Here is a 17,713-nt window from a genome sequence, read left to right on the forward strand (position 1 = left end):
GCCCGCCGCCCGCACCCGCGGTGCAGCGCATCCGACTGCGCTACACCAAGCGCGGCCGCCTGAGGTTCACCAGCCACCGCGACTTCCAGCGCGCTTTCGAGCGTGCGCTGCGCCGCGCCGAAGTACCCATGGCGTACTCGGCGGGGTTCACCCCGCACCCGAAGGTGTCGTACGCCAATGCCGCACCCACCGGCACGGGCAGTGAGGCGGAGTACCTGGAGATCGCGCTCACCGAGCCGCGTGACCCCCAGCGGCTGCGGGAGCTGCTCGACGAGTCGCTGCCGACCGGCCTCGACATCGTCGACGCGGTCGAGGCCCGCACCTCCGGCCTCGCCGACCGGCTGACGGCCTCCGTGTGGGAGCTGCGGCTGGACGGGGTGGAGCCGGCCGAGGCGGCCCGCGCGGTGGCGGCGTTCAACGCGGCCGGGACGGTCGAGGTGCAGCGCCTCACCAAGAACGGGATGCGCACGTTCGACGCCCGCCCGGCCGTCGCGAGCCTGCGGAGCCTCGACAGCGCGGAAACCAACAGTTCGCCTGCCGATAGGCCGACCGACCAGCCCTGTGCGATACTGCGGCTGGTTGTTCGGCACGTGACGCCTGCCGTACGACCCGACGACGTCCTGTCCGGTCTCCGCGCCGTGGCCGACCTGGCGCCGCCGGTCCCCGCAGCGGTGACCAGGCTGGCGCAGGGGCTGTTCGATGAAGAGACCGGCACGGTGACCGACCCGCTCGCGCCCGACCGCGAGGCAGCGGCGGCCCTCTCGACGGCCGCTCCGGCTGCCGCCGCGACGGCGCCGGCGCCGGAAGGTCCCGCGTAGGGACGGACGTCGTAGCGCCGCCCTCGTACTCGGGAGCCACCTGGGTCGGGCAGCGCACCGACCAGAAGACTTTCGCCAGGCCGTACGCATGAGGCGTACGGAACCGGCGAGACAGGACACAGAGAGCTCCCGTGCGGCGCCCGCGCCCCGGACGGCGGCAGTCGCGCACCGCGCGAGCCGCGGACGTCACCGGCATACCGCCGGACCAGGCGCGGCGCCCGGGAGCCTGACGGGAGAAACGCCCGCATGCTCGAGCCGACCGAACCCATCGAGGGTTCCGAAGAGAACAACACTCCCAGCGACACCCTGCCGCCGCGTCGTCGGCGCCGTGCCGCGTCCCGCCCGGCGGGTCCGCCCGCCGCGGCCTCCGACACCACGGCGGAGACCGTCGCGCCGGCCATACCGGCCGCCGATTCCGCCGATCTCGCGGCCACCGAGGCCGAGAGCGCGGAGGAAGCCGAGGAGACGGCCGCGGAGACCGCCGAGGTTCCCGCCGCGGCCGAGGAGGCACCCGCTCCCGCCGCCCGTCCGCGGCGCCGTGCGACGCGCCGCGCGTCGTCCCCGGCCGGCGCTCCGGCGTCCGCCGAGGCCGCCGAGACGGTGGTGCCGGCGGCCGCTCCCGCCCCCGAGACCGAGGCGTCTGCCGCGGAGGAGCCCGCCGCCGTGGCGGAGGAGCCCGCGCCGCGGCGCACCCGCCGCCGGGCCACGCGCCGCGTGGCATCTCCGGCCGGTGCCCCGGCGTCCGCCGAGCCCGCCGAGACCGTGGTGACGCCCGTCGCCGCCGGTACGCCGGAGACGGTGGAGGCCGCAGAGTCCGCCGAGCCCGCCGCGGTTTCCGAGGCTCCGGCCGCCGAGGAGGCCGCGCCCGCGCCCGCGCCCCGTGCACGTCGCCGTGCCACGCGTCGTGCGTCCGCGCCCGCCGGATCCCCGGCGCCCGTGGAGGCCGCCGAGGCCGCCCCGGCCGCCCCGCAGGCGAGCGCAGAGCCGGAGCCCGCCGTGGAGACCCCTGCAGTGGAGACGCCCGCCGCCGAGGCTCCCGCTGCCGAGGAGGCCGCGCCGCGGCGTACGCGTCGTCGTGCCACGCGTCAGGTGACCGCGCCTGCCGCGCCCGCCGAGGCCGCCGTCACCGAGGCGCCCGCAGTCGAGGAGACGGCGGCACCCGAGGCCGAGGCCCCTGCCGCCGAGACGCCCGCCGCCGAGGCCCCCGCCGTCGAGGAGGCCGCGCCGCGGCGTACGCGTCGTCGTGCCACGCGTCAGGCGACCGCGCCCGCCGCGCCCGCCGTCACCGAGGCGCCCGCGGCCGAGCCCGCCCCGGCCGCCGAGCCCGCTGCTCCGGCCGCCGAGCCGCAGGCCGAGGCCCCCGCGGCCGAGCAGCCCGAGGAGGGTGCCGCGCCGCGTCGCCGTCGCCGGGTCGTGCGCAAGGCCGCCACCGGGTTCTCCGAGCCCGCGCGTCCCGCCGCCGCCGACGCTCCGCAGCGTCCGGCGCGTCCCGCCGTGGCCGTGTTCCAGCCGCCGGTGTTCACCGAGCCGAGGTTCCAGACGCCGGAGCGGGCCGCCGCCGAGGCCGCCGCCGAAGCCGCGGAGGAGACCGAGAGCACCCAGGCCGCCGAGCCCGTGGAGGCCGTCGAGGCCGCCGGGACCGAGGAGCTCGCCGCCGAGCAGACCGGCTCGCGGCGCCGCCGTCGCCGCCGGGGTGCCGCCGAGGAGGCGGAGCCCGCGCAGGCGGTCGAGGAGCCCGTGGAGGAGGAGGCCGAGGAGGCCGCCGAGGAGTCCGTCGAGGGCGAGGAGGCCGAGGAGACCGGCTCCCGTCGCCGTCGCCGCCGTGGTGGCCGTCGTCGCCGCCGGGGCGAGTCCGCCGAGGGCGAGGGCGGTGAGTTCGGCGAGGAGGCCGAGGAGGTCGCCGCCGAGCAGGCCGTGCAGGACGCCGAGGACACCGCCGAACAGGTCGAGGAGGACGCCGAGGAGGCGGAGGCCGAGGACCGTGACGAGGCCGGCGGCTCGACCGCGGGCAGCCGTCGCCGTCGCCGCCGCCGCCGTCGCGCCGGGGACACCGCCGTGGACACCGAGCCCGGCGAGGGCGACCCCGAGCGTACGGTCGTCAAGGTCCGCGAGCCGCGCAAGGCCGCCGAGCGCGAGCCGTCCGACGAGGTGCAGTCCATCAAGGGCTCCACCCGTCTGGAGGCGAAGAAGCAGCGCCGCCGTGAGGGCCGCGAGCAGGGCCGCCGCCGCGTCCCGATCATCACCGAGGCCGAGTTCCTGGCCCGCCGCGAGGCCGTCGAGCGCGTGATGGTGGTCCGCCAGCACGGCGACCGCACGCAGATCGGCGTCCTCGAGGACAACGTGCTCGTCGAGCACTACGTCAACAAGGAGCAGTCGACCTCGTACGTCGGCAACGTCTACCTCGGCAAGGTGCAGAACGTGCTGCCGTCGATGGAGGCCGCCTTCATCGACATCGGCAAGGGCCGCAACGCCGTGCTCTACGCCGGTGAGGTCAACTTCGAGGCGCTGGGCATGGCCAACGGCCCGCGCCGCATCGAGTCCGCGCTGAAGTCGGGCCAGTCGGTCCTGGTGCAGGTCACCAAGGATCCGATCGGCCACAAGGGCGCCCGTCTGACCAGCCAGGTCTCCCTGCCGGGCCGCTACCTCGTGTACGTGCCCGAGGGCTCGATGACCGGCATCAGCCGCAAGCTGCCCGACACCGAGCGGGCCCGGCTGAAGACCATCCTCAAGAAGATCGTCCCCGAGGACGCGGGCGTCATCGTGCGCACCGCCGCCGAGGGCGCGAGCGAGGAGGAGCTGCGCCGGGACGTCGAGCGGCTGCAGGCGCAGTGGGAGGACATCCAGAAGAAGGCGAAGAGCGGCAACGCCCCGACGCTGCTCTACGGCGAGCCGGACATGACCGTCCGGGTCGTGCGCGACATCTTCAACGAGGACTTCTCCAAGGTCATCGTCAGCGGTGACGACGCCTGGCAGACCATCCACGGGTACGTCTCGCACGTCGCCCCGGACCTGGCCGGCCGGCTGTCGAAGTGGACCTCCGAGGTCGACGTCTTCGCCACCTACCGGATCGACGAGCAGCTCGCCAAGGCGCTGGACCGCAAGGTCTGGCTGCCCAGCGGCGGTTCGCTGGTGATCGACCGGACCGAGGCGATGGTCGTCATCGACGTCAACACCGGCAAGTTCACCGGCCAGGGCGGCAACCTGGAGGAGACGGTCACCAGGAACAACCTGGAGGCGGCCGAGGAGATCGTGCGCCAGCTGCGGCTGCGCGACCTCGGCGGCATCATCGTGATCGACTTCATCGACATGGTGCTGGAGTCCAACCGGGACCTGGTGCTGCGGCGTCTGCTGGAGTGCCTGGGCCGGGACCGTACGAAGCACCAGGTCGCCGAGGTGACCTCGCTGGGCCTCGTGCAGATGACCCGCAAGCGGGTCGGCCAGGGCCTGCTGGAGTCGTTCTCCGAGACCTGCGTCCACTGCAACGGCCGCGGTGTCATCGTCCACCTGGACCACGCGGCGGCCGCCGGTGGCGGCGGCAAGCGCAAGAAGCGCGCCCGTGCCGGTGCCGCCGAGCAGCCGCACGAGGGCGAGGCCGTGGCCGTCGTCGAGCCCGTCGAGACGGCGGAGCAGGAGGCGGAGTCCGAGTCCGAGGTCGCGGCGGAGGTCGCCGAGCCGGTGGCGCTGCCCGCCCCGGAGTTCGCCCCGGACGAGGAGCTGTACAGCAGCGTCGCCGAGGCCGAGGCCGCCGTGTCGCGCGGTCGGGGCAGGCGCCGGGCGAGCCGCCGGGTGTCCGCCCCGGCGGGCGCGCCGAAGGCGGAGGCCGTGGTGCCCACCGCTCAGTCGGTGACCGCCGAGGAGGAGTCCGCGCGTCCGGTGCAGCCGGAGCCGGCCGCCGTGGCGCACGCCGAGCCGGTGGCCGCCGAGGACCCGGTCGTCGAGGCTGCCGCCGAGGCACCCTCCGCCGAGGCGCCGGCCCCCGTCGAGGAGGCCGCGCCGAAGGGCCGTACGCGCCGTCGGGCCACCCGCAAGGTGTCCGCGCCGGCCGGTTCGCCCGCGGCGGCGGAGGCGGCCGTGATGACCGTCACCGAGCCCACCCCTGAGGCCGTGGAGGCCGCGCCGGCCGCCGAGCCCGTTCAGGCGCCCGCCGAGAGCGCGGCACCGGCCCGTCCGCGCCGCCGCGCGGTGCGCAAGGCCACCGCGCCGACCGCGCCGGAGGAGGCGGCCGTCGTGGTCGTCCCGTCGACGGCGGAGAGCGCGGAGGCCGCGGAGGCCGCCGAGGCGCCCGTCTCGGTCGCGGAGCAGGCCGCCGAGGAGGCCGAGCAGGCTCTGGTGGAGGCCAGGGAGGCCGCCGTCGAGACCGTGGCCGCCGAGGCGCCCGAGGGCGAGGCGGAGGCCGCTCCGGCCAAGAAGACGGCCCGTAAGGCGGCGAAGAAGGCGACGGCGAAGAAGGCCGCCACCAAGAAGACCGCGGCCAAGAAGACGACGGCGGCCAAGAAGACCGCCGCGAAGAAGACGACGGCCAAGAAGGCGGCGACGAAGACCGCCGCCAAGAAGACCGTGTCGAAGAAGACGGCGGCGGCCGAGCAGCAGGCGGTTCCGTCCGTCTCGGCCTCCACCGACGAGGGCTGACGCCCGCGGGGTGTGCCGCCGGTCGCGTGGGACGTGACCGGCGGCACACCCCCGGGGCCCGGTTTGACCCCTTCGGCCGCGGCCCCGTAACCTTGACCGTCGGCGTGTCCACTGCACATGCCACATCCCCGTAAACCTCTTCCTTCCGGGCACGGGCTGTGACCGGGAGAGGCCGTCCGCGCGCCGGTGCGCCGGTTGGCTGGCCTGCGGGGGTGCCGTTCTCCGAGCGAAAGAGAGATCCGCGTGTACGCCATCGTGCGCAGCGGTGGTCGCCAGCACAAGGTTGCTGTCGGCGACATCGTTGAGGTTGACAAGATTTCCACCGCCAAGGTTGGCGACACGGTCGAGCTCTCGACCCTGCTCGTTGTCGACGGCGACGCTGTGACCAGCGACCCGTGGGTGCTGGCCGGCATCAAGGTCCAGGCCGAGGTCGTGGACCACCACAAGGGCCAGAAGATCGACATTCTGCGCTACAAGAACAAGACCGGCTACCGCCGTCGTCAGGGCCACCGCCAGCAGTACACGGCGATCAAGGTCACTGAGATCCCCACGGCTGCGAAGTAAGGGACTGAGGAGAGATGGCACACAAGAAGGGCGCATCGTCCACTCGGAACGGTCGCGACTCGAATGCCCAGCGGCTCGGCGTGAAGCGCTTCGGCGGTCAGGTCGTCAACGCGGGTGAGATCCTGGTTCGCCAGCGCGGCACCCACTTCCACCCGGGCGCCGGTGTCGGCCGTGGCGGCGACGACACGCTGTTCGCGCTGCAGGCCGGTGCGGTGCAGTTCGGCACCAGCCGTGGCCGCAAGGTCGTGAACATCGTTCCGGTCGCCTGAATCGCCTGATTCAGCGCCGAACGCTTCGCGAGGCGGACCTCACTTCCCGGGCGGGAAGGCGGGTCCGCCTTTCGCGTGTTACACGAAGGCATACGTGTGACACAGAGACACATCCGCACTTTTCTGGAGGCACTGAACCATGACCACCTTCGTGGACCGCGTCGAGCTGCATGTCGCCGCGGGTAACGGAGGCCACGGCTGTGCCTCCGTCCACCGTGAGAAGTTCAAGCCGCTCGGCGGCCCGGACGGCGGCAACGGCGGGCGTGGCGGCGACGTCATCCTGACCGTCGACCAGTCCGTGACCACGCTGCTGGACTACCACCACTCCCCGCACCGCAAGGCCACCAACGGCAAGCCGGGCGAGGGCGGCAACCGCTCCGGCAAGGACGGCCAGGACCTGGTCCTGCCGGTGCCGGACGGCACGGTCGTCCTGGACAAGGCGGGCAACGTCCTCGCCGACCTGGTCGGCCACGGCACCTCGTACGTCGCCGCCCAGGGCGGCCGCGGCGGTCTCGGCAACGCGGCGCTGGCCTCCGCCCGCCGCAAGGCGCCCGGGTTCGCGCTGCTGGGCGAGCCGGGGGACCTGCACGACATCGTGCTGGAGCTGAAGACCGTCGCCGACGTGGCGCTGGTCGGTTACCCGAGCGCGGGCAAGTCCTCGCTGATCTCGGTGCTCTCCGCCGCCAAGCCGAAGATCGCGGACTACCCGTTCACCACGCTCGTCCCGAACCTCGGTGTCGTGACCGCCGGCTCGACCGTCTACACCATCGCCGACGTGCCGGGTCTCATCCCGGGCGCCAGCCAGGGCCGCGGTCTGGGCCTGGAGTTCCTGCGGCACGTGGAGCGGTGCAGCGTGCTGGTGCACGTGCTGGACACGGCGACCCTGGAGTCCGACCGCGACCCGGTCTCCGACCTCGACATCATCGAGGAGGAGCTGCGGCAGTACGGCGGCCTGGACAACCGGCCGCGGATCGTCGTGCTGAACAAGATCGACGTGCCGGACGGCAAGGATCTCGCCGAGATGGTGCGGCCGGACCTGGAGGCGCGCGGCTACCGCGTGTTCGAGGTGTCGGCGGTGGCGCACATCGGGCTGAAGGAGCTGTCGTTCGCCCTCGCCGACCTGGTCGCACGGGCGCGTGCCGCCAAGCCGAAGGAGGAGGCGACGCGGATCGTCATCCGGCCCAAGGCCGTGGACGACGCGGGCTTCACCGTCGTGCGTGAGGACGAGGGGCTGTTCCGGGTGCGCGGCGAGAAGCCGGAGCGCTGGGTGCGGCAGACCGACTTCAACAACGACGAGGCCGTCGGCTATCTCGCCGACCGGCTCAACCGCCTCGGTGTCGAGGAGCAGCTGCTGAAGGCGGGCGCCCGCGCGGGCGACGGCGTGGCCATCGGCCCCGAGGAGAACGCGGTCGTCTTCGACTGGGAGCCGTCCGTCATGGCGGGCGCCGAGATGCTGGGCCGGCGCGGCGAGGACCACCGTCTGGAGGAGCAGCGTCCGGCGGCGCAGCGGCGCCGTGACCGGCAGGCCGAACGGGACGACGCACAGCGGGAGTTCGACGACTTCGAGCCTTTCTAGGCACCGGCTCGCCCTTCGGTGAACTCCGGGGAAAATCCCGGCGCACCCCAGGGCAACCAACCTGACGGTCCGGGAGTCGAACAGGGCGTGCGGGTGAGGATCTTGGTCCTCTCCGCGGTCAATCGCCCGTTCGATCCCCGGAGTCGACGTGTCCCAGCCCACAGCGCCCCGTCTGGGGCGCACCGTCGTCGTCGCCCTCGCCCTGCTCGCCGCCGGCACGGTCGGGGGCCTGCCGTCCGCGCAGGCCGCGGACCGTCCCGCCGTACGGCAGGACTTCAACGGCGACGGCTATCCGGACCTGGCGATCGGCGCCCCGGAGAGCAGGGACGCCGCGTACGCCAAGGCGGGCGCGATCAGTGTGGTCTACGGCACGTCGACGGGCCTGTCCACCGCCCGCAAGCAGGTGCTGACCTGGCCGGACCGGCCGACATCACCGGCCCTGCTCTGGTACGGCACCAACGTGCGGAGCGGCGACCTCGACCGGGACGGCTACGCCGACCTGCTGTCCGTCGTGATGACGTCGAACAACGGCGGTTACGACGACCGTCTCCTGGCCGTCAACTGGGGCGGGCCGAAAGGCCTGTCCACCACGCCGACCCTGCTGAAGGACGTGCCCGAGCACGCCAACGGCGCCTACGCCGTCGCCGACGTCGACGGGGACGGCAACCTGGACGTGGTGCTGAACGGCGAGCTGTACGGCGAGGACAACGCGCCCGTGGGCGACGGCAGGGTGCTGCACGGTCCCTTCGGGCGGGACGGCGGCAGCGCGCGGACCAGCCCGTTCACGATCGTCCCGGAGGACCTCTACTTCGCCACCACGCTCGCCGCCGGTGACGTCAACGGCGACGGCTACGCCGACCTGGCCGTCGGCACCCAGTTCATGGACGGCGACAGCGGCTCCGGCGACGTCGTCCTGCTGACGGGCGGCCCCTCCGGCTTCACGTACAAGGGTTTCCTCAAGGACGCCCAGGGCCGGACCTTCGACAGCGACGACATCGAGATCGGCGACCTGAACAAGGACGGTTACGCCGACATCGCCGTCGGCCACTCCACCGAAGGCACCGACTACGACGTCGAACTCCCGGTCAAGGGCGGCGCCATCGCCGTCATCTACGGCGGCCCGAACGGCGTGTCCACCACCCGCAAGCCGGTCTGGATCAACCAGGAGACCGCGGGCGTGCCGGGTGTGGGGGAGTGGCGCGACGGCATGGGCACGGGCCTGACGATCGCCGACACCGACGGCGACGGCTACCAGGACCTGGTCACCGGCCTGCCCGGCGAGGACTTCGACGGGCTCACCGACGCCGGCACCGTCCTGGTGCTGCGCGGCGGCGCGAGCGGTGTGACCGGCACCGGCGCCAAGTCCTTCAGCCAGAACACCGCCGGGGTGCCCGGCACCGCCGAGAAGGGCGACCGCTTCGGCACGGAGACCGCCCTCGTCGCGGGCAAGCGGCAGCTGGTCGTCGCGGACCCCGCGGAGAACGCGAACAACGGCTCCGTCTGGGTCTTCCCCGCAGGCTCCACCGGCGTCACGGCGAGCGGTTCGTTCACGTTCGGCGCGACCACCATGGGCGCGCCGGTGACCGGTTCCCGGTTCGGGGCCTCGCTGGGCGACTGACGGCCCGACGACCACGTACGCGACGAAGGGACATCACATGAACCCGCGCAGGGCCGCGCTGCGGCGCACCGGGCTGGCCGTCGTCCTGGCCGTGACCGGTGCCGTCACCCTCTCCGCCACGCAGGCCACGGCGCTCACCAGGTCGCCGACCGCGCAGCCCGGGGACGACTTCAACGGCGACGGCTACGCCGACCTCGCGGTCACCGCGCCGGAGGCGACCGTCGACGGCAAGGTGAAGGCCGGGTACGTGGCCGTGCTGTACGGCGGCGCGAGCGGGCCGAGCACGACGCACAAGCAGGTGTTCACGCAGAACACCGCGGGCGTGCCGGACGCCGCCGAGGGCGGCGACACCTTCGGCAGCGCGGTGACCACGGCCGACCTGGACCGGGACGGGTACACCGACCTGGTCGTCGGCGTGGCCGGCGAGGACAACCCCGCCGGCGCCGACTCCGGGATGGTGCAGGTCCTGTGGGGCGGCGCCCAGGGGCTGGCGGGCGGGGCCACGCTCGCGACCGGCGACTCGACGTACGACGGCGTGGGCGCCCAGGGCCGCCTGGCCGCCGGGGACTTCGACGGCGACGGCGTGCCCGGGCTGGTGACCGTGGACGACCACTGGAAGCTGGTCCGGACCGAGGGCCCCTTCGGGCGGGACGGTTCGGCGAGCGGCGGGACGCGGGCCGTCACGGACGACTCCGACCCCCGTCACCTGGACATGGACACGGGCGACGTGAACGGGGACGGCATCCTCGACCTGGTCGCGACGGCACACCACGGCGACGAGTACGACGCCCGCCACATCAAGGTCTGGAAGGGCACGCCGAACGGGCTCGCGGCACCCGAGGTGGTGGTCGGCGCCAACGGCTACGCGCTGCAGGGCGGGGAGTCCGTCGCCCTCGGCGACGTGAACGGCGACGGCATCGACGACGTGGTCGTCGGCCGCCCCGTCGACGGCTACGACAGCGACCTGGACCTCCCGCTCGCCAAGGGCGGCATGGTCACCTTCGTGCCGGGCACCGCGCAGGGACCCGACGGCACCAAGGCGAAGAGCCTCAACCAGGACAGCGCCGGAATCCCCGGCGCCGCCGAGAAGGGCGACGGTTTCGGCGGCGACGTCTCGGTCGCCGACGTCGACGGCGACGGATACGCGGACGTCTCGGCGGGCGTGTCCGGCGAGGACTACGACGGCCTCACCGACCCGGGTTCCGTGGTCGTGCTGCGCGGTGGCGCGGGCGGCCTCACCGGCAGCGGCGCCGTGTCGTACAGCCAGGACACGGACGGCGTGCCGGGGGCCGCGGAGAGCGACGACCGGTTCGGCTCGGCCACCCGCCTCCTCGACGTCGACGGCGACGGCCGCGCGGAACTGGCCGTCGGCGCACCCAAGGAGAACGCCGGCGCGGGGTCGGTGTGGGTGTTCAGGTCGACGTCCGCCGGGGTCGTCCCGACCGGCGCGATCACCTTCGGCCACGGCACCCTCGGCACGGTGGCCACGGGAGCCAGGCTGGGGTCGGGCTTCACCTACTGATCTTCTGTCAGACCCGCTGCGGCAAGAATGTCTTCCCTTGCCGCGGCGGGTCTTCTTTTGTCTCCCCATTTGTCATGCACGCGCATTCTCGCGTTCAGCCGTCGGACCGACCGGACAGAGAGCTTCCGGAGTGTCCAAGAGGCTGCTGTGGCAAGGGAGTTCCCGCGATGACCGGAGTGACCGCACCCGAACCCGGACCCTCCCCCACTCTCGACTTCGCTCGAGCGGGGGGACCCCCATCGCCCGACCGACGCCGCTTTCTGACCGCGGGAGCCGCCGTGCTCGGCGCCGCGGCCTCCGCCCAGCTGTGGCTGCCCGCCGCAGCCCGGGCCGCCGAGACCCCGCTGCCCGACGGGGTGTTCAGCCTCGGCGTAGCCTCCGGTGACCCGCTGCCCGACGGCGTGGTGCTGTGGACCCGGCTCGCCCCGGACCCGCTCAACGGCGGCGGCATGCCCGACCGGGCGGTGGCCGTGGAGTGGGAGATCGCCGAGGACGAGCGCTTCGGGCGCCGGGTGCGCCGGGGCGTCGCCCAGGCCCGCCCCGAGTTCGGGCACAGCGTGCACGTCGACGTCCGGGGCCTGCGTCCGGGACGCTCCTACTGGTACCGCTTCCGGGCCGGTGGCCAGCTCTCCCCGGCCGGCCGCACCCGCACCGCCCCGCACCGCGGCAGCTCCGGCGGCAGCGTGCGGCTCGCCCTCGCTTCCTGCCAGAACTGGCAGCACGGCTGGTTCACCCCGTACGCCGACATGCTGGCCCAGGACCCCGACGTGGTCCTCTTCGTCGGCGACTACATCTACGAGTCCGTACCGTCGGCGACGGCCCTGCGCCGCCACGAGGGCACCGGGGAGCCGTACAACCTCACCCAGTACCGCAACCGGTACGCCCAGTACCGCACCGACCCGGACCTCGCGGCGATGCACGCGAACGCCCCGTTCGTGGTGACCTTCGACGACCACGAGGTCGACAACGACTTCGCCGGCGAGATACCGCAGGACCCCGACAAGCAGACCCACGACGCCTTCGTGGCCCGACTCACCGCGGCCTACCAGGCGTACTACGAGCACATGCCGGTCCGCGCGAGCGCCGTCCCGAACGGCCCGCACATCCGGATGTACCGCCGCCTGGAGTTCGGCCGCCTGGCCCGGCTGAACGTCCTCGACACCCGGCAGTACCGCAGCGACCAGGCCACCAGCCAGGCCGGCGCCATGGACCCGTCCCTCACCATGCTCGGCGCCGCCCAGAAGAGCTGGCTGCTGGACTCCCTGCACCGCTCGCCGGCCCGCTGGAACCTGATCGCCTCACAGATCATGATGGCCGAGACCGACCTGCTGGTCGGCGAGGGCAAGCAGTGGTTCTACGACGCCTGGGACGGCTACCAGGCCGAGCGCAACCAGTTCCTGAAGGAGTTCCGCAGCGTGCGCAACCCGGTCGTGCTCACCGGCGACCGGCACCTGACGATGGTCAGCGACCTCAAGGAGGACTTCGCGGACCCCGGCTCCGCGGTCGTCGGCGCCGAGTTCGTCGGCACCTCCATCTCCAGCAACGGAGACCAGGACCAGGCCGCCTTCCACCGCGAGTGGGACCCGCGCCTGCCGGACAACCCGCACTGGAAGCTGCTCGACGCCCACCGCGGCTACCACCTCTTCGACATCCGCCGCGACGGCATCGACGCCCAGGTGCGTGTCGTCGACACCGTGCGGCAGCCGAAGGCGACCCCGAGCACGCTGGCGCGGCTGCGGGTGGAGGCCGGACGCCCCGGCGTCGAAGTCGTCTGAGCCACGCGCGCCCTGGGACTCAGCGGAGTCCCAGGGCATGGAGGCGGACCCTGCGCCCGCTGGTGAGGATCATGCCGTCGCAGTGGCAGCAGTACGTGCAGAACGGGCTGCGCATGGGCTACGGGGACTGGCTGGAGCACATGCTGCGCAAGCCGCCGTACGAGAAGCCCAACCCCAGCTTCTGGCGGCGGCACCGGCACGACCGGCTGGTGGAGCGGTGGGCGCGGGTGGCCGGGCCCGGGCGGGTCACCGTGCTGGTGGTCGACGACCGCGACCGGGGCGGTCTGCTGCGGGTCTTCGAGTCGCTTCTCGGGCTGCCCGGGAATCTCCTGGAAGCCGTTCCGGACGCAGCGAATCGTTCCCTCACCCTGGCCGAGACCGAAATGCTGCGAAATCTCAACGTCGAATTCCGCGGTAATGAGCTGCCGGACGAGCTGTATTCACGACTCGTCCGGCACGGCGCGGTGACGCATATGAAGAACGCGTGCAGCCCCTCGCCCGAGGACGTGAGGATCAGCACCCCGCGGTGGGCCGCCGAGGCCGCCGCCGCGATCGGCGCCGAGGCGGCGCAGCGGATCGGCGCGCCGGGCGTGCGGATGGTCGGCGACCCCGCGCTGCTGTCGGCCGTACCGGAGCCCGTCGAACGTCCGCCGGCCGAGCCGCGGCTCGCGCCCGAGGAGGCGGCCCGCGCACTGTACGGGGCACTCGCGGCGGCGGCCGCGGCACCCGTGCGGCACACCACACCCGCCAAGGCGCGTACCGTTCACCAGACGTCGTCGAAGGAACTGGTGAAGATACTGGGGCACCGCTGCCTGAAGAGGCTGCGGCGCCGCTGACGCACAACTGCGGACTTCTGTGGACTTACTCACAGCAATTCCCGCGGCGGCGGAGCCCTTCGACGGAAGCCTCTCGCCAATCACCAGGAGTGCAAGGTGAATGACAGGTTGCGCGCACATATGCGACAGCGGTCGCTCACCTTGCACTGCGGTAACCACAAGTGGGAGCATTTCCAGGTTCCCAGTCGCCACAAGGTAGGTCACCTGTGTCCCAGCACATAGCCAAGCCCCGTACCACCGCAGTGATCCTGGCCGGTGGCACCGGTCAGCGTGTGGGTCTGTCGATCCCCAAGCAGCTGCTGAAGATCGCCGGCAAGGCAGTCATCGAGCACACCCTGACCACCTTCGAGAACGCCGACTCCATCGACGACGTCATCGTGCTGATGGCGCCCGGCTACGTGCCGGACGTCGAGAAGATCGTCGCCAAGGCCGGCTTCACCAAGGTATCGAAGATCATCGAGGGCGGCTCGACGCGGAACGAGACCACCGAGCGCGCCATCGCCGCCCTGGGCGAGGGCCTGGCCGAGGGCGAGGACGCCAACGTCCTCTTCCACGACGCCGTGCGCCCGCTGCTCTCCCAGCGCGTGATCGACGACTGCGTGGCCGCGCTGGACCGCTACCAGGCCGTCGACGTCGCCATCCCGTCCGCGGACACCATCATCGTGACCCGCACCCACGGCCAGGACGGCGAGTTCATCACCGAGATCCCGGACCGCTCCCGGCTGCGCCGCGGCCAGACGCCGCAGGCCTTCAAGCTGTCCACGATCAGGCGGGCCTACGAGGTCGCCGCCGGCGACCCCAACTTCCAGGCCACGGACGACTGCTCCGTCGTGCTCAAGTACCTGCCGGACGTGCCGATCCACGTCGTCGCGGGTGACGAGTACAACATGAAGGTCACCCAGCCCGTCGACGTCTTCATCGCCGACAAGCTCTTCCAGCTCGCCTCCACCGCCGCGCCCGAGCAGAACGGCGAGGAGGCCTACCGCGAGCTGCTGACCGGCAAGACGGTCGTGATCTTCGGCGGCTCCTACGGCATCGGCAAGGACATCGCCGAACTCGCCGAGTCCTACGGCGCCAAGGTGTACGCCCTGGGCCGCTCCACCACCGGCACGCACGTGGAGAACCCGGAGGAGGTCGACGACGCGCTGTCCAAGGCGTACGCCGAGACCGGGCGTATCGACTACGTCGTCAACACCGCCGGCGTGCTGCGCATCGGCAAGCTGGCCGAGACCGACAACGCCACCATCGAGGAGGCGCTGAAGGTCAACTACCTGGCGCCGGTGCAGATCGCCCGCTCCTCGTACAAGTACCTGGCGGAGACCAAGGGCCAGTTGCTGCTGTACACCTCCAGCAGCTACACCCGCGGCCGCGCCGAGTACAGCCTGTACTCCTCCACCAAGGCCGCCATGGTGAACCTCACCCAGGCGCTGTCCGACGAGTGGGCCGGCGACGGCATCCGCGTCAACTGCATCAACCCGGAGCGCACCGCCACCCCGATGCGCACCAAGGCCTTCGGTCAGGAGCCCGCGGGCAGCCTGCTCTCCTCCGAGGCCGTGGCCCGCACCTCGCTGGACGTGCTGCTGTCCGAGCTGACCGGCCATGTCATCGACGTCCGCCAGCAGGACCCGACGGCGGGCGCCAGCAAGGCCTCCGGCTTCGAGCAGGCGCTGGCGTCGGTCCTGGACCGCCAGTCCGGCATGTAATATTCGTCAGTAAATACTTTGCGGAATTCAGGCCTCTGTGCGCTTCCCTTACCGAAGCGTTCACAGAGGCCTGAATCCGTAGTCGACAAAACCGGCATCCCCTCCCAGAGCAGGTTTTTTCCGTGATTTCCACCGCTATACGCGTCGCCCGGGTGGGCAGCGCGGCCGAACTGGCCGCGGCGGTCTTCGTGGTGCTGGGCTTTCCGGCGCTCATGCTGGCCGCGCTCGTCCCGAGCGTTCCCGCCTTCGCGGCCGTGGCCGCCGTGACGTACCTGGCGGACCACTATCTGCACCGCAAGGGCAGCTACCTGATCAACCGCCTCAGCAAGGTGCGCGCGGGTCTGTCGATCCGCTTCCTGATCCGGCAGCTGCTGCTCATCCTGCTGCTGGCCCGGCTGTCCCTCTCGGACGACCTGATCTTCTACGGCGCCGTCGCCTGCTTCATCGCCTTCTACGGCCTCCAGGCCCCGCACGGCGCCCTGGTCACCCTCATCCGCAACCGCCGCCGGATGCCGGTCGCCACCCGCAACGTCGACCTGAAGTCCCGTATCCGCATCCCGGACGCCCCGCCGCGCAAGCTGCTGCACCGCTCCGCGGAGAAGATGCTCCACCTCGACCTCGCCGCCGTCGTCGGCGTCCTGGTCGCCGCGGCCCTCGACCTGCCCGCCGTGGGGTTCGCCGGCATCGGCGTCACCATGGCCCTGGGCGTCGGCTACGTCCTGGTGCTCGCGCCGTACGTGCGTGGCCGGAAGATCCCGCCGCGCGCCGACGCGGTGCTGGCCGCCGTCGACGACTGGCTGGGCGAGTACCGGCCGGAGACGGTGCTGTACTTCTCCGGCTCCAAGGACTCGGCGTACCAGGTCAACATGTGGCTGGAGACCATGGAGAACCTGGACTCCAAGCCGCTGATCATCCTGCGCGAGCGCACCATCCTGGACCGGATGGCGCCCACCACGGTCCCCGTCATCTGCGTGCCCGGAGGGGTGCACCTGATGAACATGGACCTGTCCTCGGTGCGGGTCGCGCTGTACGCCGCGAACGTCGGCAAGAACATCCACATGCTGCGCGTGCCCACCATGAAGCACGTCTTCATCGGCCACGGCGACAGCGACAAGCTCGCCAGCGTCAACCCGTTCAGCAAGGTCTACGACGAGGTGTGGACCGCCGGGCGCGCGGGCCGCGACCGCTACGCCATCGCCGACGTCGGCGTCCGCGACGAGGACATCGTCGAGGTCGGCCGCCCGCAGCTGGCGCCGATCCAGCCCTGGCGGGGAGCCCGCGGCGAGGCCGCCGACGCGGGCTGCCCGACCGTGCTGTACGCGCCGACCTGGGAGGGCTGGGACGGCAACCCCGGCAACACCTCGATCGTGCTGGCCGGCGAGAACATCGTGAACCGGCTGATCACGGCCGACCCGCCGGTCCGCGTCCTCTACAAGCCGCACCCGTTCACCGGCACCGTCAGCAAGGACGCCAAGGCCGCCCACCAGCGCATCGCCGCCCTGGTCGAGAAGGCCGCCGCCGAGCGCGCCGCCGACCCCCGGTTCGCCGCGGACAGCGCCGCGCAGGCCGCCGCGAAGGCCGAGCTGGCCCGGATCGAGGCCCGGCTCGCCGAGCTGACCGGCAAGGGCGGCGAGAAGCGCGACGAGGCCGAGGCCACCCGCGACGGGCTCGTGGACGCGGCCCGGCACGAGGAGATCGCCCGGCTGCGGGCCGAGTGGAACGACGCCTACTGGCGGTCCTTCCCGGCCTGGGAGCACCGGGTCATCACCGGCGCCGAGCCGCGGCTGTACGACTGCTTCAACGTCTCCGACGCGATGGTCTCCGACATCTCGTCCGTGGTCTCCGACTTCATCGCGAGCGGCAAGCCGTACGCGGTCACGGACTCCGGGGAGCTGGGCGTGGAGGAGTTCAAGCGGCAGAACACCGCGGTGCGCGCCGCGGTGATCCTCTCCAACAGCGCGGCCGAGCTGGGCGAGCTGCTGGGCGCCGTGCGCGACCCGGCCGCCGACCCGCTGGCGCAGGACCGCGCGGAGCTGAAGGAGTACCTGCTCGGCCCGGCCGAGCCGGCGTCGATCGTCCAGTTCAACGCCGCGGTGGCGAACCTCGCCCTGAAGGCCGAGACGCGCAACCTCGGCCAGGAGTCGCGGACGCTGAAGGAGTCGCTGCCCGGACAGCGCGTGGCGACCAGTGGCGAGACCGACGGTGTGACGGCCGGCTGAGGCCGCCCGGTCCACGACGGTTCGGCCCCCGAGGGATCACCCCTCGGGGGCCGAACGCATTTCATGCCTCGGACGTACTGTGATGTGTGCCACTCACCACGGCATGTGAGACAACCGCTTCCTTTGATCAGTCGTCTTCCTGGTAGCCAATAAGGAGATACGGGAGAAATTTCCCGTTGACGAG

Annotated in this window: 10 protein-coding genes and 1 pseudogene; all 11 read left to right on the forward strand. The window is 72.4% G+C overall.

The annotated features are described in order from the left end of the window. Positions 1–20 precede the first annotated feature (20 nt). The 11 genes and pseudogenes from ACSU6L_RS24520 to ACSU6L_RS24570 all read left to right on the forward strand — a co-directional run bounded on the left by ACSU6L_RS24520 (position 21) and on the right by ACSU6L_RS24570 (position 17,529). Positions 21–818: a TIGR03936 family radical SAM-associated protein gene (locus ACSU6L_RS24520; RefSeq protein WP_437060079.1), complete on the forward strand. Its 798-nt coding sequence runs from the start codon at positions 21–23 to the stop codon at positions 816–818. Positions 819–1,064: 246 nt separating this feature from the next. Continuing rightward, positions 1,065–5,447: an Rne/Rng family ribonuclease gene (locus ACSU6L_RS24525; RefSeq protein ID WP_437060081.1), complete on the forward strand. Its 4,383-nt coding sequence runs from the start codon at positions 1,065–1,067 to the stop codon at positions 5,445–5,447. Between the two features lie 243 nt (positions 5,448–5,690). Then, positions 5,691–6,011: a 50S ribosomal protein L21 gene (rplU, locus tag ACSU6L_RS24530; RefSeq protein WP_003990208.1), complete on the forward strand. Its 321-nt coding sequence runs from the start codon at positions 5,691–5,693 to the stop codon at positions 6,009–6,011. Between the two features lie 14 nt (positions 6,012–6,025). Continuing rightward, positions 6,026–6,280 (forward strand): 50S ribosomal protein L27, encoded by a 255-nt coding sequence (gene rpmA, locus ACSU6L_RS24535; protein ID WP_073938528.1) that lies wholly within the window; start codon positions 6,026–6,028, stop codon positions 6,278–6,280. 139 nt (positions 6,281–6,419) lie between these two features. After that, on the forward strand, positions 6,420–7,856 hold the full coding sequence (obgE, locus tag ACSU6L_RS24540) for a GTPase ObgE (protein ID WP_437060083.1): 1,437 nt from the start codon (positions 6,420–6,422) through the stop codon (positions 7,854–7,856). A 148-nt stretch (positions 7,857–8,004) separates the two neighbouring features. Further along, on the forward strand, positions 8,005–9,474 hold the full coding sequence (locus ACSU6L_RS24545) for an FG-GAP-like repeat-containing protein (RefSeq protein WP_437060085.1): 1,470 nt from the start codon (positions 8,005–8,007) through the stop codon (positions 9,472–9,474). 37 nt (positions 9,475–9,511) lie between these two features. Beyond that, a complete protein-coding gene (locus ACSU6L_RS24550; protein ID WP_437060087.1) occupies positions 9,512–10,996 on the forward strand; it encodes an FG-GAP-like repeat-containing protein in 1,485 nt (494 codons plus the stop codon). Between the two features lie 278 nt (positions 10,997–11,274). Then, positions 11,275–12,771: an alkaline phosphatase D family protein gene (locus tag ACSU6L_RS24555; protein ID WP_437060089.1), complete on the forward strand. Its 1,497-nt coding sequence runs from the start codon at positions 11,275–11,277 to the stop codon at positions 12,769–12,771. A gap of 47 nt (positions 12,772–12,818) precedes the next feature. Next, positions 12,819–13,607 (forward strand): annotated as a pseudogene (locus tag ACSU6L_RS24560) (hypothetical protein); the annotation flags it as partial. Between the two features lie 206 nt (positions 13,608–13,813). Beyond that, a complete protein-coding gene (locus tag ACSU6L_RS24565; RefSeq protein ID WP_437060091.1) occupies positions 13,814–15,310 on the forward strand; it encodes a D-ribitol-5-phosphate cytidylyltransferase in 1,497 nt (498 codons plus the stop codon). Between the two features lie 152 nt (positions 15,311–15,462). Further along, positions 15,463–17,529: a hypothetical protein gene (locus ACSU6L_RS24570; protein WP_437065036.1), complete on the forward strand. Its 2,067-nt coding sequence runs from the start codon at positions 15,463–15,465 to the stop codon at positions 17,527–17,529. The last annotated feature ends 184 nt before the right edge of the window (positions 17,530–17,713 follow it).

It is taken from the genome of Streptomyces sp. enrichment culture, from assembly GCF_964272855.1.
GTDB lineage: Bacteria > Actinomycetota > Actinomycetes > Streptomycetales > Streptomycetaceae > Streptomyces.

What these genes read in the sequence shown, in the direction of transcription:
- ACSU6L_RS24550 (WP_437060087.1), top strand. Translation starts at nt 9,512, where the DNA reads ATGAACCCGCGCAGGGCCGCGCTGCGGCGCACCGGGCTGGCCGTCGTC.
- rpmA (WP_073938528.1), top strand. Translation starts at nt 6,026, where the DNA reads ATGGCACACAAGAAGGGCGCATCGTCCACTCGGAACGGTCGCGACTCG.
- ACSU6L_RS24525 (WP_437060081.1), top strand. Translation starts at nt 1,065, where the DNA reads ATGCTCGAGCCGACCGAACCCATCGAGGGTTCCGAAGAGAACAACACT.
- obgE (WP_437060083.1), top strand. Translation starts at nt 6,420, where the DNA reads ATGACCACCTTCGTGGACCGCGTCGAGCTGCATGTCGCCGCGGGTAAC.